This is a genomic window from Streptomyces sp. NPDC056373, assembly GCF_042262425.1.
GTDB lineage: Bacteria > Actinomycetota > Actinomycetes > Streptomycetales > Streptomycetaceae > Streptomyces.
In genome coordinates this window covers 428324-449453 of the sequence record NZ_JBHJPX010000001.1, presented here as the reverse complement: position 1 = coordinate 449453, position 21130 = coordinate 428324, and the positions used below count along the sequence as shown (strand labels likewise).

At 72.6% G+C, this 21130-nt stretch carries 17 protein-coding genes; 10 read left to right on the top strand and 7 right to left on the bottom strand.

The features are described from left to right. The first annotated feature begins 164 nt into the window (after nt 1-164). The 3 genes from ACFCXS_RS02055 (at nt 165) to ACFCXS_RS02045 (ending at nt 5723) form a co-directional block, all read left to right on the top strand. Complete coding sequence (locus ACFCXS_RS02055) at nt 165-2081, top strand: protein kinase (protein WP_376641018.1); 1917 nt, start codon at nt 165-167, stop codon at nt 2079-2081. A gap of 137 nt (nt 2082-2218) precedes the next feature. After that, a complete protein-coding gene (locus ACFCXS_RS02050; RefSeq protein WP_376641017.1) occupies nt 2219-3856 on the top strand; it encodes a succinic semialdehyde dehydrogenase in 1638 nt (545 codons plus the stop codon). A 79-nt stretch (nt 3857-3935) separates the two neighbouring features. Next, nucleotides 3936-5723 (top strand): GMC family oxidoreductase N-terminal domain-containing protein, encoded by a 1788-nt coding sequence (locus ACFCXS_RS02045; protein WP_376641015.1) that lies wholly within the window; start codon nt 3936-3938, stop codon nt 5721-5723. Nucleotides 5724-5814: 91 nt separating this feature from the next. On the opposite strand, the gene ACFCXS_RS02040 is transcribed toward ACFCXS_RS02045, so the two are convergent. Next, nucleotides 5815-6801, bottom strand: coding sequence for an LAETG motif-containing sortase-dependent surface protein (locus ACFCXS_RS02040; RefSeq protein ID WP_376641013.1), 987 nt, complete (start codon nt 6799-6801; stop codon nt 5815-5817). A gap of 214 nt (nt 6802-7015) precedes the next feature. Here ACFCXS_RS02040 and ACFCXS_RS02035 point away from each other — a divergent pair, with 214 nt between their 5' ends. Continuing rightward, nucleotides 7016-8158: a hypothetical protein gene (locus ACFCXS_RS02035; RefSeq protein ID WP_376641011.1), complete on the top strand. Its 1143-nt coding sequence runs from the start codon at nt 7016-7018 to the stop codon at nt 8156-8158. A 692-nt stretch (nt 8159-8850) separates the two neighbouring features. Here the strand turns inward: ACFCXS_RS02035 and ACFCXS_RS02030 are convergent. Further along, on the bottom strand, nt 8851-9150 hold the full coding sequence (locus tag ACFCXS_RS02030; RefSeq protein ID WP_376641009.1) for a chorismate mutase: 300 nt from the start codon (nt 9148-9150) through the stop codon (nt 8851-8853). A gap of 329 nt (nt 9151-9479) precedes the next feature. On the opposite strand from ACFCXS_RS02030, the gene guaA reads away from it, so the two are divergent. Then, nucleotides 9480-11060: a glutamine-hydrolyzing GMP synthase gene (guaA, locus tag ACFCXS_RS02025; protein ID WP_376641007.1), complete on the top strand. Its 1581-nt coding sequence runs from the start codon at nt 9480-9482 to the stop codon at nt 11058-11060. Nucleotides 11061-11075: 15 nt separating this feature from the next. Here the strand turns inward: guaA and ACFCXS_RS02020 are convergent, their stop codons facing one another. Beyond that, nucleotides 11076-11549 (bottom strand): pyridoxamine 5'-phosphate oxidase family protein, encoded by a 474-nt coding sequence (locus tag ACFCXS_RS02020; protein WP_376641005.1) that lies wholly within the window; start codon nt 11547-11549, stop codon nt 11076-11078. 189 nt (nt 11550-11738) lie between these two features. Between ACFCXS_RS02020 and ACFCXS_RS02015 the strand changes: the two genes are divergently transcribed. Continuing rightward, on the top strand, nt 11739-12533 hold the full coding sequence (locus tag ACFCXS_RS02015; RefSeq protein WP_361868029.1) for a class II aldolase/adducin family protein: 795 nt from the start codon (nt 11739-11741) through the stop codon (nt 12531-12533). A 68-nt stretch (nt 12534-12601) separates the two neighbouring features. Here ACFCXS_RS02015 and ACFCXS_RS02010 read toward each other — a convergent pair whose 3' ends face one another. After that, nucleotides 12602-13330: a hypothetical protein gene (locus tag ACFCXS_RS02010; RefSeq protein ID WP_376641003.1), complete on the bottom strand. Its 729-nt coding sequence runs from the start codon at nt 13328-13330 to the stop codon at nt 12602-12604. Between the two features lie 288 nt (nt 13331-13618). Between ACFCXS_RS02010 and ACFCXS_RS02005 the strand changes: the two genes are divergently transcribed. After that, on the top strand, nt 13619-14971 hold the full coding sequence (locus ACFCXS_RS02005) for a hypothetical protein (protein WP_376641001.1): 1353 nt from the start codon (nt 13619-13621) through the stop codon (nt 14969-14971). Nucleotides 14972-15286: 315 nt separating this feature from the next. After that, nucleotides 15287-15814, top strand: a complete 528-nt coding sequence (locus tag ACFCXS_RS02000) for a DoxX family membrane protein (RefSeq protein ID WP_376640999.1) — start codon at nt 15287-15289, stop codon at nt 15812-15814. 14 nt (nt 15815-15828) lie between these two features. Here the strand turns inward: ACFCXS_RS02000 and ACFCXS_RS01995 are convergent, their stop codons facing one another. Beyond that, a complete protein-coding gene (locus ACFCXS_RS01995) occupies nt 15829-16053 on the bottom strand; it encodes a hypothetical protein (protein WP_376640997.1) in 225 nt (74 codons plus the stop codon). Further along, the gene (locus ACFCXS_RS01990; RefSeq protein WP_376640995.1) at nt 16040-17491 is read right to left on the bottom strand and encodes a PspC domain-containing protein; all 1452 of its coding nucleotides are present in this window, start codon (nt 17489-17491) and stop codon (nt 16040-16042) included. Before ACFCXS_RS01990 ends, ACFCXS_RS01995 begins: the two co-directional genes overlap by 14 nt. 177 nt (nt 17492-17668) lie before the next feature. On the opposite strand from ACFCXS_RS01990, the gene ACFCXS_RS01985 reads away from it, so the two are divergent. Next, a complete protein-coding gene (locus tag ACFCXS_RS01985) occupies nt 17669-18961 on the top strand; it encodes a PspC domain-containing protein (protein ID WP_376640993.1) in 1293 nt (430 codons plus the stop codon). Then, the gene (locus ACFCXS_RS01980) at nt 18958-19698 is read left to right on the top strand and encodes a response regulator transcription factor (RefSeq protein WP_344458047.1); all 741 of its coding nucleotides are present in this window, start codon (nt 18958-18960) and stop codon (nt 19696-19698) included. The genes ACFCXS_RS01985 and ACFCXS_RS01980 overlap by 4 nt, the downstream gene beginning before the upstream one ends. Before the next feature lie 9 nt (nt 19699-19707). On the opposite strand, the gene ACFCXS_RS01975 is transcribed toward ACFCXS_RS01980, so the two are convergent. Beyond that, a complete protein-coding gene (locus ACFCXS_RS01975) occupies nt 19708-20766 on the bottom strand; it encodes an NlpC/P60 family protein (RefSeq protein WP_376640990.1) in 1059 nt (352 codons plus the stop codon). Between the last annotated feature and the right edge of the window lie 364 nt (nt 20767-21130).

Sequence of the window (21130 nt, the reverse complement as noted above, 5' to 3'; positions counted from 1 at the left end):
GCGGGGTGTGGGCCGGCGAGCGCGGCGATCAGCGGCCGGGGGACGCGGGCCGGTGAGCGCGGCGACGAGGACCCGGACATCGGCACGACCTGATTGCGCTGCTCCAACTCCCACGCAGACGCCCCGCGTCGACAAGAAAGCGTCCCGCGGGGTACTGATGGGGCATGAGCAACGACGGGGGCGGGACGGACGACGCCCGGGGCCGGACGGTCGGCGGGCGGTACCGGCTGATCGAGCGCATCGGCTCCGGCGGCACGGGCACCGTCTGGCGGGCCCTCGACGAACACGCGCAGCGTGAAGTCGCCGTCAGGCAACCCCGGTTGCCGGGCGGACCGGAGGACGAGAGCCACCGGCGGGCGGCCCACCGGCTCCACCGCGAGGCCCGGGCCGCCGCCCGCGTCGACCACCCCGCCGCCGTCACCATCCACGACGTGGTCGTCGAGCCGGAGCAGCGGGACGAACGCCCGGGCCCGGTCGGCCCCGACGAGCTCGACGCGGCCGAGGCGCTCGACGGGATGCCGTGGATCGTCATGGAGCTGGTCCACGGCGAGTCCCTGCGGGACAGGCTCCGGCGCGGTCCGGTCGACGTGCCCGAAGCCGCCCGGATCGGCCTCGCCGTCCTCGGTGCCCTGCGGGCGGCGCACTCCGTCGGCATCGTGCACCGGGACGTGAAGCCCGCCAACGTGCTGCTCGGTTCGGACCGGCGCGTGGTCGTCACCGACTTCGGCATCGGCCACGGGCAGGGTGAGGACCCCCGCACGGGGAGCGGGGAGTTCGCCGGCCCGCCGGAGTTCGTCGCGCCCGAGCGGATGTCGGACCGGATGGCCGGACCCGCGTCCGACCTGTGGTCCCTGGGCGCGCTGCTGTACGCGGCCGTGGAGGGCTCGTCCCCCTTCCTGCGGACCACGCCGGAGGCCACGCTCGCCGCGGTCCTCGCAGCCGAACCGCCCGAACCGACGCGGGCCGGTCCCCTCGGGCCGTTGATCGCCCGGCTGCTGGTGCCGGACCCGGAACGGCGACCGGACGCGGAGGAGGTGGCGAAGGAACTGGAGGCGGTGGCCGGACCGGCACGGACCGAGTCACCCCGGGCGGCCGAGCACACAGGGCACCACCCCGCCGACCGGACCGCACGACAGCCCGCGCCGGTGCGTGCCGCCCTGCTCGGTTCGACGCCTGCCGCGCCACTCGGTTCCACGCCGGCCGCGCGGCTCACTCCGGTGCCTGCCGCGGACTCCGACCCGCTCGCCCCGGTTTCTGCCGCGGACTCCGGCCTGCTCGCTTCGGTGTCTGACGCGGACTCCGGCCTGCTCGCCCCGGTTTCTGCCGCGGACTCCGGCCCGCCCGCTCCGGCGCCCGTCGCGGACTCCGGTCCCGTGCCCGCGGGGGTCGGGGTGGGCTCGGACGAGGCTGCGGGCGCCGGACCGGACGCCGCGCGACAGCACGACTCCATACCCCTCGCGCAGCAACACCCCCATCCCCCGGCACAGCAGGACCCACTGCCCCCGAAGCGCCAGAGCCTCCTTCGCCCCGGCCCCCTCGCCCTGCTCTCCGCGTTGCTCGCCGGTGGCATAGGGGCCGTCACCCAACTCACCGACACCAGCAGCGCGGAGAGTGCCGGACAGGCCGCCGACGTGAGTGACGCCTGGACCCCGCACGCCGAGCCGGACATGGCGGCGGTCCTCCATCTCCCCGGCCACTACCGGCCCCTGGGCCGGACCGGCGGCACGGCCGACCAGCCCCGCACCGCCCTCTACGGCGACGAGCCGACGGGCGCGATCCAGGTCCGCCTGCTCGTCTGGGACAAGGCCCCGGGCGCACCGATGGAGCAGGCCAGAACGCACGACGCCGGGGGACAAACCCGGTACACCCGCACCAGGGTCCAGGGCCACGAAGCCGCCCTCGCCGACACCGCCTACCGCCGGGGCGAGCTTTCCAGGCGGCTCATGCGGGCGGTCGTCCGGACCGACGACGACCGCATGTACGAGCTGCGCGTCGACATGCCCAGGGGCACACCGCAGGAGCAGGAAGGCACCTCGGTGTTCGAGGGGGCCCGGGAGCGGCTCGGGATCGTAAAAGGCTGAATCACACGCGTCCGCCACCGCACAACGTCCTGATCAGCACGTTTGTTGCCAGCAGTCACTGGCGTCGTGTGTGCAGTCGGTGAAGCCGTATTACCGACGGGTACCCAAAGCCTGCGTCGCGGCATACCCTGCGCCTCATGACGGACGCGCAGGCCGCCGAGAAGACGGCAGAGACCGGCACGGCTCAGGCCGGTACGAACCCCCTCGCCCCCGCCCCGGAGGGCGCCCGCACCGCCGCGGACGTGGTGACGCCCGAGCTGGTCGCCCAGCTCACCAAGGGCGTGATCGGCTCGGGCCGGACGGCCAACCACACGCCCTTCACCGGTGAGAAGCTGGCCGACCTCCCCGAGTCGACGCCCGAGGACGTCGCGCGGGCCTTCGAACTGGCCCGCACCGCCCAGAGCGTGTGGGCGCAGACCCCCGTACGGGAGCGTGCCGCCGTCCTGCTCCGCTTCCACGACCTGGTGCTGGAGCGCCAGGCCGAGGTGCTCGACCTGATCCAGCTGGAGACCGGCAAGGCCCGCCTGCACGCCCACGAGGAGGTCCAGGCCGTCGCGGTCGCCGCCCGGCACTACGGCCGCAAGGCCCCCGCCTACCTCCGCCCGAAGCGGCACGCAGGCGCCATGCCGACCCTCACCAAGGTCACCGAGCTGCGCCACGCACGTGGTGTCGTCGGCCAGATCGCCCCCTGGAACTACCCCCTGGAGCTGTCGGTCGGCGACGCGCTCCCGGCCTTCGCCGCGGGCAACGCCGTCGTCATGAAGCCGGACACGGAGACCTGCCTCACCGCCCTGTGGGCCCGTGACCTGCTCATCGAGGCCGGTCTGCCCGCCGACGTCTTCCAGGTCGTCCTGGGTGACGGCCCGGTCGTCGGCCCCGAGGTCGTCCGGCACGCCGACTACGTCTCCTTCACCGGCTCCACCCGCACCGGCCGCGAGGTCGCCCAGGGCGCCGCCGCCCGGCTGATCGGCGTCTCCCTCGAACTCGGCGGCAAGAACCCCATGCTGGTCCTGGAGGACGCCGACATCGAGAAGGCCGCGGCCGGCGCCGTCCGGGCCTGCTTCTCCTCGGCCGGCCAGCTCTGCATCTCCATCGAGCGGCTCTACGTCCACGAGTCGATCGCCGACGCCTTCCTGGAGCGCTTCGCCGCCCGCACGAAGGCGATGCGCCTCGGCACGTCCCTGGCGTACGGCGCCGACATGGGCTCCCTGGTCGGCGAGCGCCAGCTGGAGACGGTGACGCGGCACGTGGAGGAGGCGGTCGCCAAGGGCGCGAAGGTCGTCGCCGGCGGTGTGGCACGCCCGGACGTCGGCCCGTACTTCTTCGAGCCCACGATCCTCGACGGGGTCGTCACGGACATGTCCGTCTGCGGGGAGGAGACCTTCGGCCCCGTCGTCTCGGTCTACCGCTTCACCGACGAGGACGAGGTCGTCGAGCGCGCCAACGCCACGGCGTACGGCCTGAACGCCTCGGTGTGGACGAAGAGCGGCCGCCGCGGCCAGGAGGTCGCGGCCCGTCTGCGCACCGGCACGGTCAACATCAACGAGGGTTACGCACCCGCGTACGGCAGTGCCCAGTCGCCCATGGGCGGGATGAAGGACTCGGGCCTCGGCCGCCGCCACGGCTCCGAGGGCATCCTCAAGTACACCGAGGCCCAGACGGTCGCCCACCAGCGTGTCCTCCCCATGGCCCCGTCCCTGGGCATGGACGACGAGAAGTACGCCCAGTTCATGAGCCGCAGCCTCCGCCTCATGAAGGCATTCCGGTTCCGGTAGCCGACCTTCTTCCAGGGGCGCGGGGAACTGCGCGAACACCACTGACGGCCCGCACGGACACTCAAAGGGGAGACGGCACGTGCCTCAGGACGTTTACGACTACGACGTCATAGTCGTGGGCTCCGGCTTCGGCGGCTCGGTGACCGCCCTGCGCCTCACGGAGAAGGGCTACAAGGTCGGCGTCCTGGAGGCAGGCCGCCGCTTCACCCGCGAGTCCCTCCCGAAGAACTCCTGGGACCTCAGGAACTACCTCTGGGCCCCGAAACTCGGCATGTACGGCATCCAGCGCATCCATCTGCTGGGCAACGTCATGGTCCTGGCCGGCGCGGGCGTCGGCGGCGGCTCCCTCAACTACGCCAACACCCTGTACGTCCCGCCGAAGCCGTTCTTCGAGGATCCCCAGTGGCGTGACATCACCGACTGGCAGGACGAGCTGGCGCCGTACTACGACCAGGCCCGGCGCATGCTCGGGGTACGGCTCAACCCGACCATGACCCCCTCCGACGTCCATCTCAAGGCGGCGGCGGAGCGGATGGGGTGCGGCGACTCCTTCCACATGGCCCCGGTCGGCGTCTTCTTCGGCGACGGCGAGGACGCCGACGGCTCAGCGACGGCGAAACCGGGCCAGGAGGTGCCCGACCCGTACTTCGGCGGTGCGGGCCCGTCCCGCAAGGCCTGCTCGGAGTGCGGTGAGTGCATGACCGGCTGCCGGCACGGCGCGAAGAACACCCTCAACGAGAACTACCTGCACCTCGCCGAGAAGGCCGGTGCCGTCGTCCATCCCATGACGACGGTCGTCTCGGTCACCGACGACTCGCGCGGCGGCTACGCGGTGGCCACCCTGCCCACCGACGACCGCGGCAGGAAGAAGGGCCGCACCTTCACGGCCCGCCAAGTCGTCCTCGCCGCCGGCACCTACGGCACCCAGACCCTGCTGCACCGCATGAAGGCGGGCGGCCAGCTGCCGTACCTCTCGGACCGCCTGGGCGAGCTGACCCGCACCAACTCCGAGGCCCTGGTCGGCGCCCAGACCGACGACCGGCGCTACCGCAAGGCGCACGGCGCGCCGAAGGCCGACTTCACGCGGGGTGTGGCCATCACGTCCTCGATCCACCCCGACGCCGACACCCACATCGAGCCGGTCCGTTACGGCAAGGGCTCCAACTCGATGGGCGGCCTGTCCATCCTCCAGGTCCCCTACGCCGGGACGGACTCGGGCCCGTCACGGGTCCTGGGCTTCCTCGCCCACGCGGCGAAGCACCCCTTACTGGTGCTGCGCTCGCTGTCCATCCGCCGCTGGTCGGAGCGGACCATCATCGGCCTGGTGATGCAGTCGCTGGACAACTCCCTGACGACGTACCTGAAGCCGTCGGGAGCGGGCCGCGGCCTGCTCACCGCCCGGCAGGGCCATGGTGCCCCCAACCCCAAGCAGATCAGGGCCGCGACGGAGGGCGCGTCGGCACTGGCCGCCGAGATCAACGGCTTCGCGGGTTCCAACGTCGGGGAGCTGATGGGCACCCCGCTCACCGCCCACTTCCTGGGCGGCTGCCCCATCGCAGACTCCCGCGAGTCCGGCGTGATCGACCCGTACCACCGCCTCTTCGGCCACCCCGGGATCTCGGTCGTCGACGGCGCGGCGGTCTCCGCCAACCTGGGCGTCAACCCGTCCCTCACGATCACCGCCCAGGCCGAGCGGGCGATGTCGTACTGGCCCAACAAGGGCGAGTCCGACCCGCGCCCGAAGCAGGGCACGGCCTACGAGCGTCTCCAGCCCGTCGAGCCCAAGTCCCCGGCGGTCCCGGCCGAGGCGTTCGGCGCGCTGCGGCTGCCGTTCCTGGGGATGCCGGCGGTACCGCCGAGGAAATAACCCGACCCGGCACACAGAAGAGGGACCTGCACCCCCCTCCGAGCGCAGGTCCCTCTTCTGCTTGGTGCTTCGGCCTGGCGGCCGCTGTGGCTTACGCCTGGGCGCCGGCCTTGCGGCGACGGACCACGAAGATCGCGCCGGCACCGGCGACGACCGCGGCACCGCCGACGAGGCTGATCATCGGCAGGGCGGAGCTGGAGCCGGTCTCGGCGAGGCTGCCGGTGACCTCCGGCGTGTTGCCGCTCGGCTTCTCGTCGGTGACGGGCGCCTTGCCGCCTTCCTGCGGCTTGGTGCCGTCGGTGTCCGTACCGGCGGAGACGATCTGGAACTTGTACGACACGTCACCGAAGCCGGTGCACTCGTCGTCGTTGTCGCCGTAGATCGTCGCGCCGAGCGAGAAGCCGGAGCCGACCGGGGCGGACTTGCTGACGTTGAGGCGCAGCGGGATGCCGACCTCGTAGCCGGCCTTCAGCTCGTCGGTGTAGCCGACGTAACCGACCGCGTAGCCGCCCTCGTTGAGGTCGACCCAGGTCTTGTCCTGGGGGTCCCAGGCCTGGAGCCGGACCTGCTTGCTGGTGAACAGCTCCTCGCCGTTCTTGTCGGGGGAGGCCCCGGCGAAGAAGTCGAGGTCGTTCAGGGTGGAGTCGGAGTTGTTCAGCACGTTGAGCGAGAACTTGTGCCAGCCGCTGCCCGCCGCGATCTTGCCGGGCAGGCCGGTGATGCCGACGTCGACCTTGGTGTCCTCGCACACCGAGGGCTCGGGGTCCGGGGACTCCGACTCCTCCGGCTCGGAGGCGCTCGGCGACGGGGAGGACTCGCTCGCGGACGCGCTCGGCGAGCTCGACGTCTCGGGAGCGGACGCGCTCGCGGACGTGCTCGGAGCCGGCGTGGTGCTCGCGGCGGGCGTGGACTCGGAAGCGGAGGGCGAGGCCGACGTCTCGGGAGCGGACTCGCTCACGGACGTGCTCGGCGTAGGCGTGGTTTCGTCGGTCGCGTACGCGGCCGGTGCCGCGAGCAGTGCCACCGGGGCTATGACCGCCGTGGCGGCCGCTGCTGCCATGGCGCGGCGAAGCTTCATGAAGACCTCGGAGAGTCCGGCGTACCGCGGGATGCGGTACGAACGTTGGGGGAGGCCTCCGCGTGTGGGGCGCGGGAGTGGCCCGTGGTTCGGCAGGTTTGATCCGTGAAACCTGTGAATGGTTGTGCTGCCATTCACAGGATTTTTATGTGTGCTGAGTCACATCCAAGACCTTCTTGTGAAGGCGCTCGCCACCCGCTTAGATCTTGGGTTCGTGTCTGAGAAACCGTCCGGCGATTCGTCGTCGGCCTCCGGCCTCCCCGACGACGTCTGGGAGCAGTTCATCCGCGACACCGAGCGGGACATCCGTTCCTCCGCCCCGAAGGAGCCCTCCGCGCGGGCCCGCATGGTGACCGAGCGCCTGCGTGCACAGGACGCCCGGGGCGAGCAGCCTCCCGGGTGGCGTACCGGCCCGGCGTTGCAGGAGACGAACGGTCGCGCCACCCGCCGCCGCAAGCTGTGGGCCGTGCTCGGTGTGACCGTCGCGGCGGGCTTGGTGCTGGTCGCCCTGAAGCCGTCGGTGCTGCCCGGCGACCCCTTCGGCACCGGGGGGTCCGGGACCGCCGAGGCCTCACCCCTGCCCGCGGAGACGGCGGCGCCGACCGCCGCGCCCGGTGCGTCGGACCCGGAAACACCCACCCTGGACCGGCCGTTCGCCGGCTCCCCGGCCCTGCGCTGGGCCGACGGCGAGGCCGGCATCGTCCTGCCGGAGGCGAAGGCCGTGGGCGCGGTCCCCGCGGGCCGGGTGGAAGAGGCGCTGAAGCTGACCAAGAAGCTGCTCGTGGGCGCCAACCTCGACCCGAAGACCGTACGGGGCGCGCGCCCCGCTGCCGCGTTCTCCGTGCTCGACCCCAAGCAGCCCGAGCTCTTCGAGGACCTCGACACCGGGCTGCGCTCCCCGAGCAGGGAGCACGACCCGGTGACGCTGTTCAGCCGCTTCGACCCCGACGAGGTCCGGCCGGCCGGCGACGTGATCAAGGTCCGCGGGCGCATGACGTTCAAGAAGGGCACACAAGGGGGCGTGGCGGTGCGCGCCGACTACACCTTCGTCTACCCCGTCGTGCGGGCCGACGGCCCTCCCGAGGTCGCCCGCACCATCGTGCGCCGAGTTCTCGACGTCGAACTCGCCGACCCCGCCCGGTACCGGGTCACGCCGGGTCGGCTGCTGCTCGTGAAGTACGACCAGGAGATAGGCAACTCCTCCTGCGACGCCTACGACGGTTACCTGCACCCGGGGTTCCCGTCGAGCCGGTCCGCGGGCCCGGACCCGAGCGGCCCGGCGACGGACCCGTACGACCGGAGCAAGGACATCGACCACGGCGACGGTGGGCACTGCGGGAGGGTGACCCGCACCTGACCTCGCGCGACCCGGCCTGACCGGAGCCGGAGCTGACCGGACCCGGACCTGACCGGACCCGACCGGAGCCGGAGCTGACCGGACCCGGACCTGACCGGACCCGACTGGACCCGGACCTGACCTGACCCGGACCTGACCTGACCCGGACCTGGCCTGCCGGACGGTGACCGGCACCGGGGCAGAGCGAAGGGCCCCGCGGGGTGGAGCCGCGGGGCCCTTCTTCTCGTCAGCACCGACGTCAGGGCAGCGCCGGTGCCTGGAAGCGGCGCCGGGGGGTTGCGCCGCTGGTCCGTACCTCTGGCAGTGGGGCAATGCGGGTGTCCGCGGGGGGACTTGGGCTGTGTACGCATCGTGCTGGATGAACGCGGCGCCCGCAACCGTTTGACCCAGACTTGTGCATTTATGCAGGGTCCGCCGGTCGGCCCCGGGCGTCCCCGGGGCCGACCGTTCTCATGGGTGACCGGGCTGCTGTCCCCTGCCGTCCGGTCACTTCCCTGGAGCGAGGTCCCACGACGCACGGCACGATCCGTGCGTCTCATCGCCCCAGTGAGCCACGCGTGGTTCTTTCGGGCCCGCCCCTGGCTGGCACGGACAACGGGACAACGACGCGGTGCGGGGGGCGGTCACGCGCCGTACGGGTGAGAGAGGTGCGTACGTCTGTCCCTGGAACGGGGACCCGGTCCACTGGGGCTTCAGATCTTGCCGCGGCACAGCTCCAGCAGGGTCATCGCGAGCGCGGTGCCCGGCTTGCCCAGCGCGTCCCTGTAGTGACCGAGGACGTCCATCTCGCGGGAGAGATTCACACGCCGGCCGCCGGAGGCGATCCGTGCCTGCTGGATGACGGCCGAGACGGCCACCCGTTCCTGGATCAGGCCGATGATCCGGTCGTCGAGCGCGTCGATCCGCTCGCGCGCGCCGGTGATCACGTCGGCGGCCTCGGGGGTGCGGGCGCCGGTCACGTCGATGGCGGTCGTGGTGTCGGTGGCGGTCATAGGGGGCTCCTCGTCGTCGGGGGCCGCCCCGGGGCGACACGGCCCGGACGACGACAGGCGCCCCGGGCCTTGTCGGCCCGGGGCGCCTGGGAAGTCGCTCGTCAGTTGCTCAAGCAGCACGACCATGGCGTCCGGCGGGCCGGATGCCATAGGTAAAGACGAACGTCTGCTGCTGGAACATGCGGCCAAGTATGCACCCCGCCCCGGGGCCGTCCAAGCCGGTTCGCATCCTGAGACGGGGTGGTCGTCCGGTACACGGAAGGAGCCCGGCGGCCCCCCGGTAGAATCGGGTGGCACAAGACCCCCGCCCCACCGCCGGAAGGCACCCCGTGTCATCAGCGACTCCCGCTGCCAACGCCGCCGACACCGTCCTGGTCGTCGACTTCGGCGCGCAGTACGCCCAGCTCATCGCCCGTCGTGTCCGCGAGGCGCGGGTCTACAGCGAGATCGTGCCGAGCACCATGCCGGTCCGGGAGATGCTCGCCAAGAACCCCGCGGCGATCATCCTCTCCGGCGGTCCCTCGTCGGTCTACGCGGAGGGCGCGCCCAGCCTCGACCGCGAGATCTTCGAGGCCGGCGTCCCCGTCTTCGGCATGTGCTACGGCTTCCAGCTGATGGCCAGCGCCCTCGGCGGCACCGTCGACAACACCGGCGCCCGCGAGTACGGCCGCACCGACCTGCACGTCTCCAAGGTGTCCTCCACCCTCTTCGAGGGCACCCCCGCCGAGCAGCCCGTCTGGATGTCGCACGGCGACGCCTGCTCCGCCGCCCCCGAGGGCTTCTCCGTCACGGCCTCCACGGACGTCGTCCCGGTCGCCGCCTTCGAGAACGACGAGAAGAAGCTCTACGGCGTCCAGTACCACCCCGAGGTGATGCACTCCACCCACGGGCAGCAGGTTCTGGAGCACTTCCTGTACCGGGGCGCGGGCCTCACGCCGAACTGGACGACCGGCAGCGTCATCGAGGAGCAGGTCGCCGCGATCCGCGAGCAGGTCGGTGACCGGCGCGCCATCTGCGGCCTGTCCGGCGGCGTGGACTCCGCGGTCGCCGCGGCCCTCGTCCAGAAGGCCATCGGCTCCCAGCTGACCTGTGTGTACGTCGACCACGGCCTGATGCGCAAGGGTGAGACCGAGCAGGTCGAGAAGGACTTCGTGGCCGCGACCGGCGTGCAGCTGAAGGTCGTGGACGCCGAGGAGCGGTTCCTCAAGGCGCTGGCCGGGGTCTCCGACCCCGAGCAGAAGCGGAAGATCATCGGCCGCGAGTTCATCCGGGTCTTCGAGCAGGCGCAGCTGGAGATCCTCCAGGAGGAGGGCCCCGAGGTCGCCTTCCTCGTGCAGGGCACCCTCTACCCGGACATCGTCGAGTCCGGCGGCGGCACCGGCACGGCCAACATCAAGTCCCACCACAACGTGGGCGGCCTCCCCGACGACATCGAGTTCGAGCTCGTCGAGCCCCTGCGCCAGCTGTTCAAGGACGAGGTCCGCATGGTCGGCCAGGAGCTCGGCCTGCCGGACGAGATCGTCCAGCGCCAGCCGTTCCCCGGCCCCGGCCTCGGCATCCGCATCGTCGGCGAGGTCACCAAGGAGCGCCTGGACCTGCTGCGCGAGGCCGACGCCATCGCCCGCGAGGAGCTCACCGCGGCCGGCCTCGACCGGGACATCTGGCAGTGCCCGGTGGTCCTGCTCGCCGACGTCCGCAGTGTCGGCGTCCAGGGCGACGGCCGCACCTACGGCCACCCCATCGTGCTGCGCCCCGTCTCGTCCGAGGACGCCATGACGGCCGACTGGTCGCGCCTGCCGTACGAGGTCCTCGCCCGGATCTCCACGCGCATCACCAACGAGGTCAAGGACGTCAACCGGGTCGTCCTCGACGTGACCTCGAAGCCGCCGGGCACCATCGAGTGGGAGTGATCCCGGAGCCGGCTCCTACGTGCGCTTGATCGTGCGCAGGGCAGCGCCGGGCGTCCAGACCTGGACGACGAGGTACGTGTCGTCCTCGACGTAGGTCCTCACGACCTCCGTCAGCTCGGTGCGGAAGAGGTGGAACGGCTCCGGCGGTTCCACCTCTTCGACGTATCCGGCCTTGGTCTCCACGTCGTCGACCTCGACCGCCCGGCCGCTGATCCGGACGTCGCCGCCGCCCATGCCCGTGCCCTCCCCGGGGTTCGTCTGGAGCGCGAAGCGCGGGTCGCGGCGCAGGTCAAGGGCCTTGAGGGAGTCCGGCATCATGCCGAGCCACAGTTCGCCGTTCAGGAACCGCACCTCCAGCCCGCTGGTGCGGGGCGAGCCGTCCTTGCGGAGGGTGGCCAGGACGTGGTGCGTGCAGGCGCCGAATCGCTTCTCGACGGTGCCGGCCAGATCCGGTTCGGCCGCGGCGAAAGCCGCCCAGTTCGCTGTCATGGGAAGAGTGTCGCGCCGAATTCCGACATCTTTTGTCGGCTATTCGTGGGGTGTGGGAGCCAGGGGGCACACGCATGGGCACAGGGTGCTCACAGGGGCGCTCGTGGCATCTTCACGAACCGCTTCTGTTCTTCCCGGCCTCACGGACGGTAATTTCCGCCCGTACGCAGAACCACTGCTGGAGGACCTATGCACGGGCCCACGCCGCCCCTGCCCCTGCCCACCGACCGGCTGCGGTTCGCCATGCCGCCGATGCACGAGTCGGTCGAGGACGAGCGCAGGCACCGCAAGGAACGGCTCGCGGGCGCCCTGAGGATTTTCGGGCGGCTCGGCTTCGAGGACGGCGTCTCCGGGCACATCACCGCCCGCGACCCGGAGTTCACCGACTGCTTCTGGGTCAACCCGTTCGGGATGCCCTTCCGGCACGTCACCGTGAGCGACCTCGTGCTCGCCAACCAGGACGGTCAGGTCGTCGAGGGTGCCTACCACGTCAACCAGGCCGCCTTCACCGTGCACGCCCAGGTCCACGCCGCCCGGCCGGACGTGGTCGCCGTCGCGCACTGCCACTCGGTGCACGGCAGGGCGCTCGCGGCCCTCGGCGAACTCCTGGAGCCGATCACCCAGGAGAGCTGCGCCTTCTACGAGGACCACGCCCTCTACGACACGTACACCGGCGTCTCCGTCGACGCGGAGGAGGGGCGGCGCATCGCCGAGGTGCTCGGCTCCCGCAAGGCGCTCGTGCTGCGCAACCACGGGCTGCTGACCGTCGGTGACTCGGTGGACGCGGCGGCCTGGTGGTTCGTGTCGATGGAGCGCTCCTGCCAGGTGCAGCTGACGGCGCAGGCGGCCGGGCGGCCGGTCCGCATCGACCACCGGATGGCGGTCGCGACGCGGGAGCAGCTGGGCGGCGACCTGGTGGCGTGGATCAACTACCAGCCCATGTGGGAGGACGTCAGCCGCAGCGAACCGGGCCTGCTGGCCTAGAGGCCACTTCCTGTGGCGGGTCCGCGGTGGCGGATGAGGGCGCGGGCGGCGATGTCGGTCGCCCCCGCTCAGCCGGCCGACGTGTTCTGTGCCGCCTCGCGTGCTTCGGTGAGGGCTCGCTGCCTGACGCCGCCGAACAACTGGATCGTGGTGGCGGCCAGGACGTCGTCCCTGCCGATGGTCCGCACGTCCCCGCTGCGGACGGACAGGGCCAGAAGGGAATCATCGAGGGGCGGCGGCGAGGTCGGTTCGCCCGGTGTCTCCAGGATGACCGTACCGAATCGTTTGACCCCGCCCTCGCGGACGACCATGGCCGCGTCCCGGGCGAGGTCCGTCAGGAACGCGCTCGCGATTCCGTCCAGGTCGCGGACCGTCACCGGGACGGCCGCCGCCCCCTGGCTCCGCAGCAGCTTCCTGACCGCGGCCTCGAACCTGTGGGCGCCGGCCACGGCACTCGGTTTGCGTGACCTGCTGCGCCTGCCGTAGAACGTCGCGCTGTGGCCGTACCACTGGCTCCCCACCTCCAGCTCGACGTTCCGGCCGATCGCCGAGCGAAGGTCCCCGGGAACCAGCTTCCTCCGGGCCTCCTCCGCCGCCGCTCTCCTCGCCCCGTCGATGATCTCCGTCAGCACGGTCCGCGTCACCGCCGCGGCGGCCCACGCTGCCGACCGCGAGACGTGCAGCGGGCTCACGTCCCGGAACACCGCTTTCACGAGGGCAGGTTTGAACGGCGAGACATCCGTGACCGGGGCGGTCCCGGGGCCGGTGCGCTCAGGGTGTGCGGGCTGTGCCGTCATCGGAGAAGCGCTCCCTGCTGTCCGGGTTGTCAGAGGCCCACACTTCACCACGCAGGCCCGCTCCCTGGCAGCAGGTGCCGTCACACCGGATGATCCTCGGCTATAGGGGAACGCTCCCGGCGGCGTCAACAGGGCGCGCCGGACTTCACCCGTGTTGACCACGCCGAGCCGACGTGAACCGGTTGATGTAGGGCACAATTCGCTGTCGTCGCACGGGAGTTGCGCAGCGGCGTTTCCGGCATCCGGAAGGCCGGCGGTGGTTGGGTCGCGGGAAGGCGGGCGTCGGGCGTGGCGGTGCGAGAGGCGAGGCAGGGCGGCGCGGACGCGGGCGCCTGTGCCGCAAAGTACGCGGGTGGCCACGGCGGGGGCCGCCTCGCCGGCCACCCGGTCGGGTCCGGCGGCGCACACCAGGGCGGCTGTGCCTGCGGGGACTGCCCGCACGGGGCGCGAGAGGGGCACCGGCGGGCCGTGGCCGCGTTCCTGCGCCGACGGGACGAGTTCGCCGCCGGGCACGGACTGCCGGCCGCGGTGGCCCACTCCGCGTCGGCCTCACGCCAGTGGATCTCGGAGGAACTGGCCCAGTCCGCCGAGCAGGTCGCGGAGCGGGGGCGGGCCGAGGGGCAGGCCTGGCTGACCGGCCTGTGGCGGCGCACGGCGGGTGTGGTGGGCGCCGCCGTGGTGCTGTTGCTGCTCGGGCAGGCCCTCACCGCGGTCGGTGCGGGCTGGACGGCGGCGCGCACGGCCGGACTGGCCGCCGCGCTGGTGACGGCCCTGTCGCTGACCGCCGCGTCCTGGTTCCACCGGGCGAAGGGCGGGGTGCTGGCGCCCCTGATCGGTGAGGACAACCGGCTGTCCACCTCCCGTACGGTCGCCGCGGCGTGGGTGCTCTTCGTGGCCTACTCGGTGCTCGTCCTCGCGGGCCGGCTGGCCGCCGCCTCCCGGCAGGGGGAGCGGGACACGCTGCTGTCCGGGCTGGACATCGCCCGCGGCGCCGGGCTCGTGACCGTGCTCGCCGTGGTCTGCGGGATCGCCGTGCTCGTGCGGCGGGTGGTCGGGCTGCGGGTGCTGGGCCAGCGGCTGCAGAAGGTGCGCGCCGACCGGCCCCGGGCCGCCGACCTGCTGACCGACGACGCGGGGCGGGGCACCTTCGCCGACATCCAGTACGTCGCGATCAGCGCGGTCGCCCTGGTCTTCGCGGCGGTACGGCTGGCCAGGCACCCGGAGCAGCTGCCCGACCTGCCGTGGGGACTGGCGGTGGTGGTGCTGGTCTCGGGCGGGACCTACCTGGCGGGCAAGTACGCGGAGGGCGGTCGGCCGGTCATCCTCTCCGTGGTCCGGTCCCGGGAGGCCGGTGACCTGGACGGGCCGATCCGCACCGGGGACGACATCGAGATCCGCGGTGCGGGGTTCGTGCCGCCCGGGGCGCAGGGCGCCGACCGGCTGGCCCGGATGGTCGTGCGCGTGGGGGCGGTGCACGTCCACGTGCCGTTGGTGCCGGTGCCCGGCGGGTTTCGCAACCCCACGGACACGCTGCTGACCGTGCCGGTGCCGGCGGACGTGGAACCGGGGCGGGTGGAGGTGCAGGTGGTCACCGCGGCGGGGGTGGAGACGAACCGGTACGCGGTCGACGTGACGGAGTGAGAGCTGCTGCGGCCGGTGCGGCCGTGCGACCGTGCGGCCGGTGGGGCGGCGGGCGGCTCGGCCTGGCGGGGCAGCCGCGACCGCGCCCGCGTCCCTGAGGCACCCCGCCCCTGAGGCATCCCGCCCCTGAGGCATCCCGCCCCTGAGGCACCGCGCCCCTGAGGCATCCCGCCCCTGAGGCACCGCGCCCCCGAGGCACCCGGCCCCGGCAGGACGGCCTGAGCAGTTCGCCCATGATTGAGCGCGGCCCCGCCGCCGTACGTATCGTCTGTTGAGGGGGTCTCGGCACCGGCGGGCGAGAGGCGGCTAGCAGCGATGACGCACAGCATGCGAACGGACACGCACACCCCCCGTTTCGGCAACGGGGGAGGCTGGCGCGACAACGCCACCCGCTACGCCCTGCTGCCGCTGCGCATCTTCCTCGGCGTCACTTTCATCTACGCCGGCCTGGACAAACTCACCGACAGCGCCTTCATGAGGGACTCCGGTACCGGGTCGATCGGCGACATGATGCGGGCCGTACGCGACTCCTCCGCCATTCCCGCCCTGGTCGACCTCTCCCTGAAGAGCCCCGTCGGATTCGGCTACGCCATCGCCTTCGGGGAACTCGCCGTCGGTATCGGCACCCTGCTCGGCCTGCTCGCCCGTCTGGCCGCACTCGGCGGTGCGCTGATCTCCCTCAGCCTGTGGCTGACCGTGAGCTGGGCCTCCGACCCGTACTACTACGGCAACGACCTCGCCTACCTCATGGCCTGGACCCCGCTGATCCTGGCGGGTGCGCCCCTGCTGTCCCTCGACGCCGCGCTGCGGTCACGACGACGCAACCGCGGCGGCTACCAGTAGGGAGCCGCTCACCGTCAGGCCGGGTCCGCGCCCGTACGGCCTCCCCGACGGCGCCTGCGCACACGGCCCGTCAGGAGCGCCACGGCACCCGCCAGGCACAGCCCGCCCGTGACGAGGGGGAGCACCACGAACCACGGGGTCCGCCAGGCACCGCCCGCGTCACCGGCGTAGAGGACTCCCGCCACCACGAGGACGGTGCCGGCGACCAGCTTCCCGGGCTGGACCTCATGACGCAGCACGGGCCACCTCCGCCTGTCCCATGCCGACCTGGAGGTCCAGGTCGATGGTGCCGGACTTCTCGACGCCCCCGGCGGGGGAGAGGGTGATCCGCTTGTGCCGTCCCGGCTGCACGTCCACGTCCTTCGGGTCGTCGCCCGGCAGCTGGAGGTCACCGACGCCCACCTCCACGTCCAGCCGGACCGTCACGTCGTCGGGCACCACCACCCGGACCTTGCCCACGCCGACCTCCGCCCGCGTCGTGACCGTCTGCTTCCCGGACACGTCCAGCCTGCTGAGGTCCAGGGTGCCCACGCCGGTGCCCAGGTCGTAGCGCTGGCGTACGTCCGCCACGGCGGCGGGCTGCCAGGTGGTGCGCACCCAGTGCGTGTCGACGCTCTTGGGCAGGGCCGCCGCACCGGCCAGCAGACCGGCCGTGATGATCGCCAGGAAGACCGACCCCGCGCCGGTCCGGCCCAGGAAGGCACTGACGGCTATGCCCAGGCCGAGAACGGCGAGCGCGCAGGACAGCCCCGTCTGCAGACTGGTGCCGAGCGGACGGCCCTCCCAGGTGAGGCTCGTGCCCAGAGCTCCCGCGAGCAGGGCCAGCAGGAAGACCCAGCCGCCGATCCAGCGGGGGCCGCGCGGCCGGGGTGGCCGGGGGCGCTCGGCGGGTATCTCCTCGCGGGCGCGGGGCCGGACGCCGAGGCCGATGTTGACGGCTGCGGCGGCGTCCAGGTCGCGGGTGTCGCGCGGGCCCCACAGGTAGCCCGTGCCGCCGATGTGGGTGCCGTCCTTGACGATCGGGTCGCGCCACCAGGAAGGGGTGGTGAGGAACACCGGCGGCGCCTGGGGCTCCGGCGGGGCGTCCGCGACGGCCTGGGCGGCCAGGGGGTCGGGGCCGGGGGCGCCGCGCTGGCGCGACCAGTACCCGGCACCCGCGAGGACGAGGGACAGGACGACGGCGAAGGTCAGGACCCCGCCGTTGTTCAGCATCGTCAGGAACACCCCGCAGCCGACCAGTGCGAACAGCACGGCCGCCAGGGCCTGGCCGTCGACGCGGCCGGTGAGCAGCTTGCGGACCTCGTTCTCCTCCTCGTCGTACGGGACGAAGAGCCAGGCGAAGCCGTAGAAGATGAGACCCAGGCCGCCCGTGGCGGAGAGCACGGCGAGGGTGATGCGGAAGATCACCGGGTCCATGTCGCACTGCCGCCCGAGCCCGGCGCAGACACCGGCCAGGGTCTTGTGACGGCGGTCGCGGCGGAACGCGTGGGGAGGGCCGGCCGGGACGGCTTCGTCGGCGGGGGCGGCCGTACCGGGTGCTCCTTCCTGTCCCGCCGCGTCCGCGCGCCCGGGTGCGGAGCCCGCGGCGGGCGCGGCACCCTGCGGCCCTGCGCCCGGTGCGGGGCGCGGGCCGGAGCCGGGTCCCGGACCCGTCGCGGCGTGCTCGTGATCGGTCATGGGTCCATGGTGACGGGCGCGGCGCCCCGGCGGGAGTCGGAACGACCCTGGCCGGACCCTGATATCGGCCCTGAGAGGCGGCTCGGGAAGCGTTCGAGGGGCGGCCCGTGGAGATCAGGGGAGCCTCAGGGGCCGACCCTGATGCTCCCGCCTCCCGCACGTGTGACCATCAATGGCATGTCGGAAGCCGCAGCAGCGCCACTCGCCGAGCCGCGGCCGCCGCGCAAGCTCTACCGCAGCAGTGACGGACGCTGGCTCGGGGGCGTGGCGCGGGGCCTCGCCGGGCATCTCGGGCTGCCCGTGATCTGGGTGCGGCTCGTCTTCGTCGGCCTGTTCATGGCCGACGGCCTCGGCGCGCTGCTGTACGCCGCGTTCTGGTTCTTCGTCCCGCTCGGCGTCGGCGGGGTCGAGGCGCTCAAGCCTCCGTCGCCGGTGACCTCGGAGAGCTCGCCCGACGGCCGCCGCAGACGCGTCGCGCGCAGGCCCGACAAGGGCCAGATCGTGGCCCTGCTCCTCATGGTCGTGGTGGCCCTGGTCTTCGTGGGCAACGTGAACCTCAGCGGCGGGGCCCGGGCCTACCTCTGGCCGACCGTGCTCGTCGGCGCGGGCGTCGCCCTGGTCTGGCGGCAGGCGGACAACGCCCGCCGGGCGCGCTGGGCCGAGGTCGGCCGCCGCCGGCGCACGGTCACGCTGCTGCGCTCGGTGGGCGGGGTGCTGCTGGTGACGGCCGGCGTCTCCGGCATCTTCGTCCTCCAGGGCTCCGCGGCACACCTCGGTTCCGTCCTGCAGGCGGCCCTCGCGGTCCTCGTCGGGATAACGCTGCTCGCCGGGCCGTACCTGGTGCGCATGACCCAGGACCTCTCGGAAGAACGCCTGATGCGCATCCGTGCCCAGGAGCGCGCGGAGGTCGCCGCCCATGTGCACGACTCGGTGCTGCACACCCTGACCCTGATACAGCGCAACGCGGAGAACGCCGGCGAGGTCCGCCGCCTGGCCCGCGCCCAGGAACGCGACCTGCGCACCTGGCTCTACAAGCCCGAAGGCACCGGCAAGGACGAGGCCGACGAGCCCACCACCCTCGCCGACGCCGTCCGGCGCAACGCGGCCGAGGTGGAGGACAAGCACGGCGTGCCCATCGAGGTCGTGGTCGTGGGTGACTGCCCGCTCGACGAGCGGATCGCCGCGCAGATGCAGGCCGCGCGGGAAGCAATGGTGAACGCCGCCAAGTACGGTGGCGAGGGCGGCGCCGTGCAGGTCTTCGCCGAGGTCGAGGGGACGACGGTCTTCGTGTCCGTCCGGGACCGCGGCCCCGGCTTCGACCTCGATTCGATACCCGCCGACCGGATGGGTGTCAGAGAATCGATCATCGGCCGCATGGAGCGCAACGGCGGCACGGCGCGGCTGCGCGCGGTGCCGGACGGCGGCACGGAGGTCGAGCTGGAGATGGAGAGGGCGGAGAAGACGTCATGAGCGACCCGACCGAGGCGAACGGTACGGCGGGATCGGCGGAGGCGGCGGGGCCCGGGCAGGAGGGCGGCGGCCCCGGGCGTCATGTTCGCGTGGTCCTCGTCGACGACCACCGCATGTTCCGCACCGGCGTCCAGGCGGAGATCGGACAGACCGGGCAGACCGGTGTCGAGGTCGTCGGCGAGGCCGCGGACGTCGACCAGGCCGTCACGGTCATCACCGCGACCCGCCCCGAGGTGGTGCTCCTCGACGTGCACCTGCCGGGCGGGGGCGGCGTCGAAGTGCTGCGCCGCTGCGCCCCGTTGATGGGCGACGCCGAGCAGCCGGTCCGTTTCCTCGCGCTGTCCGTGTCGGACGCGGCGGAGGACGTGATCGGCGTGATCCGTGGCGGGGCCCGCGGCTACGTCACCAAGACGATCACCGGCACGGACCTGGTGAACTCCATCTTCCGTGTCCAGGAGGGCGACGCGGTCTTCTCCCCCCGGCTGGCCGGGTTCGTCCTGGACGCCTTCGCCTCCACGGACGCACCGCCCGTCGACGAGGACCTGGACCGCCTGACCCAGCGCGAGCGCGAGGTGCTGCGGCTCATTGCGCGGGGCTACGCGTACAAGGAGATCGCCAAGCAGCTGTACATCTCCGTCAAGACGGTCGAGTCGCATGTCTCGGCGGTCCTGCGCAAGCTCCAGCTGTCGAACCGGCACGAGCTGACGCGGTGGGCGACGGCTCGACGGCTGGTCTGACCTCGGCGCTCACACCACCCGCGTCGCCCCCGCGAACGGCATCTCGTCCAGCGGGGCGACACGCACCGGGGCGGAGGGGTTCGGCGCGTGGATCATGCGGCCGTTGCCCACGTAGATGCCGACATGGCTGATGCCGGCGTAGAAGAAGACCAGGTCGCCGGGGAGGAGTTCGGAGCGGGAGACGCGGCGGCCGGCGGCGATCTGGGAGTACGTCGTGCGGGGCAGGGAGACGCCGGCGGCGCGGTACGCGGCCTGGACGAGGCCCGAGCAGTCGAAGGCGTTCGGGCCGGTGGCGCCCCAGACGTAGGGGCTGCCGAGCTTCTGGTGGGCGTAGGAGACGGCGGCCGCCGCACGGGAGTCGGGCGCCGGGGACGAGGCGGAGCCGGGGGCTGCGAGAGCGTCCCGGGCGCCCGTCGCGCGCGAGGCGCGGTCCTGCGACAAGCCCAGCCGGGAACGTTCCTGCGCGTCCAGACGGGACAGCAGCTGCCGTGCCGAGCCCAGCTTGCCGGTGATCGTCTTCTTGTGCCGCTTCAGCTCCGCCTGCCGCGACTTCAGAGAGGTCAGCTCGATGCGGGCCGCCCCGCGCAGCTGCTCGATCTCCCGGAGCTGCCTGCGCACACCCGCGACGGCGGCGTTCTGCCGGGTGCCGGCCCGCTCGACGAACTCGGCGTTCTCCAGGTACCGGTCGGGATCGTCGGACAGGGCGAGCTGCACCGCCGGGTCGAGGCCGCCGGCGCGGTACTGCGCGGCGGCGACCGAGCCCAGGGCGTCTCGGGCGGAGTTGAGCCGCTCCTCCTTGCGGGCCGCCTCGTCCTGGAGGTCCTTCAGCCGCTGCCCGGCCGCGTCGGCCTTCTCCTTCGCGCCGTTGTACTTCTCGGTGGCGGCCTCCGCCTGCTGGTACAGCCGGTCCACCTTGGCCTTGACCTGGCCGGGTGTGAGCTGGGGCTCGGCGTGTCCGGTCCCGTCGAAGCCCGTCGCCGTCGCCGCGCCCGCGAGGGCGATCGTGGCGGCAGTACGGGCCTTGCCGCCACCCATTGCGCGCTGTCGGGGCTTGCGGTGCGCTGCCACCTGGAGGCCACGTCCTTTCCTCGACCGCCGGGGGATGTGTGCGGCCGCCGGGGGAGCGGACGGGCGGCCTGCGCGTCCGGCGACGGTCCGCACAGGGGGAGCGGGCACGCCGCCGGACTTTTTCGGCGGTGGTGTCCGACTGCCGCCCCTGGCCCGGGCGGCGGTGGGGAGCCGGGCACCTGGTGGAGGACGCTAAGCGTCGCCGTGGTGGGCCGGGGGTGGGTGTGCGGAAGTGTCGGGAGAGGACCGGCGGTGACCGTATGCGACCGTGGCCCGCCCTCGGCGCCGTCTGCTCAACTCAGCGTGATGACCGATGCGTCGAATCGTGAGCGAGTGACCGTGATCGGGTGCTATGAGGTGCATT

What these genes read in the sequence shown, in the direction of transcription:
- ACFCXS_RS01980 (WP_344458047.1), top strand. Translation starts at nt 18,958, where the DNA reads ATGAGCGACCCGACCGAGGCGAACGGTACGGCGGGATCGGCGGAGGCG.
- ACFCXS_RS02020 (WP_376641005.1), bottom strand. Translation starts at nt 11,549, where the DNA reads ATGACAGCGAACTGGGCGGCTTTCGCCGCGGCCGAACCGGATCTGGCC.
- ACFCXS_RS02040 (WP_376641013.1), bottom strand. Translation starts at nt 6,801, where the DNA reads ATGAAGCTTCGCCGCGCCATGGCAGCAGCGGCCGCCACGGCGGTCATA.
- ACFCXS_RS02050 (WP_376641017.1), top strand. Translation starts at nt 2,219, where the DNA reads ATGACGGACGCGCAGGCCGCCGAGAAGACGGCAGAGACCGGCACGGCT.
- ACFCXS_RS02055 (WP_376641018.1), top strand. Translation starts at nt 165, where the DNA reads ATGAGCAACGACGGGGGCGGGACGGACGACGCCCGGGGCCGGACGGTC.
- ACFCXS_RS02010 (WP_376641003.1), bottom strand. Translation starts at nt 13,330, where the DNA reads ATGACGGCACAGCCCGCACACCCTGAGCGCACCGGCCCCGGGACCGCC.
- ACFCXS_RS02030 (WP_376641009.1), bottom strand. Translation starts at nt 9,150, where the DNA reads ATGACCGCCACCGACACCACGACCGCCATCGACGTGACCGGCGCCCGC.
- ACFCXS_RS01985 (WP_376640993.1), top strand. Translation starts at nt 17,669, where the DNA reads ATGTCGGAAGCCGCAGCAGCGCCACTCGCCGAGCCGCGGCCGCCGCGC.
- ACFCXS_RS01990 (WP_376640995.1), bottom strand. Translation starts at nt 17,491, where the DNA reads ATGACCGATCACGAGCACGCCGCGACGGGTCCGGGACCCGGCTCCGGC.
- ACFCXS_RS02000 (WP_376640999.1), top strand. Translation starts at nt 15,287, where the DNA reads ATGACGCACAGCATGCGAACGGACACGCACACCCCCCGTTTCGGCAAC.
- ACFCXS_RS02015 (WP_361868029.1), top strand. Translation starts at nt 11,739, where the DNA reads ATGCACGGGCCCACGCCGCCCCTGCCCCTGCCCACCGACCGGCTGCGG.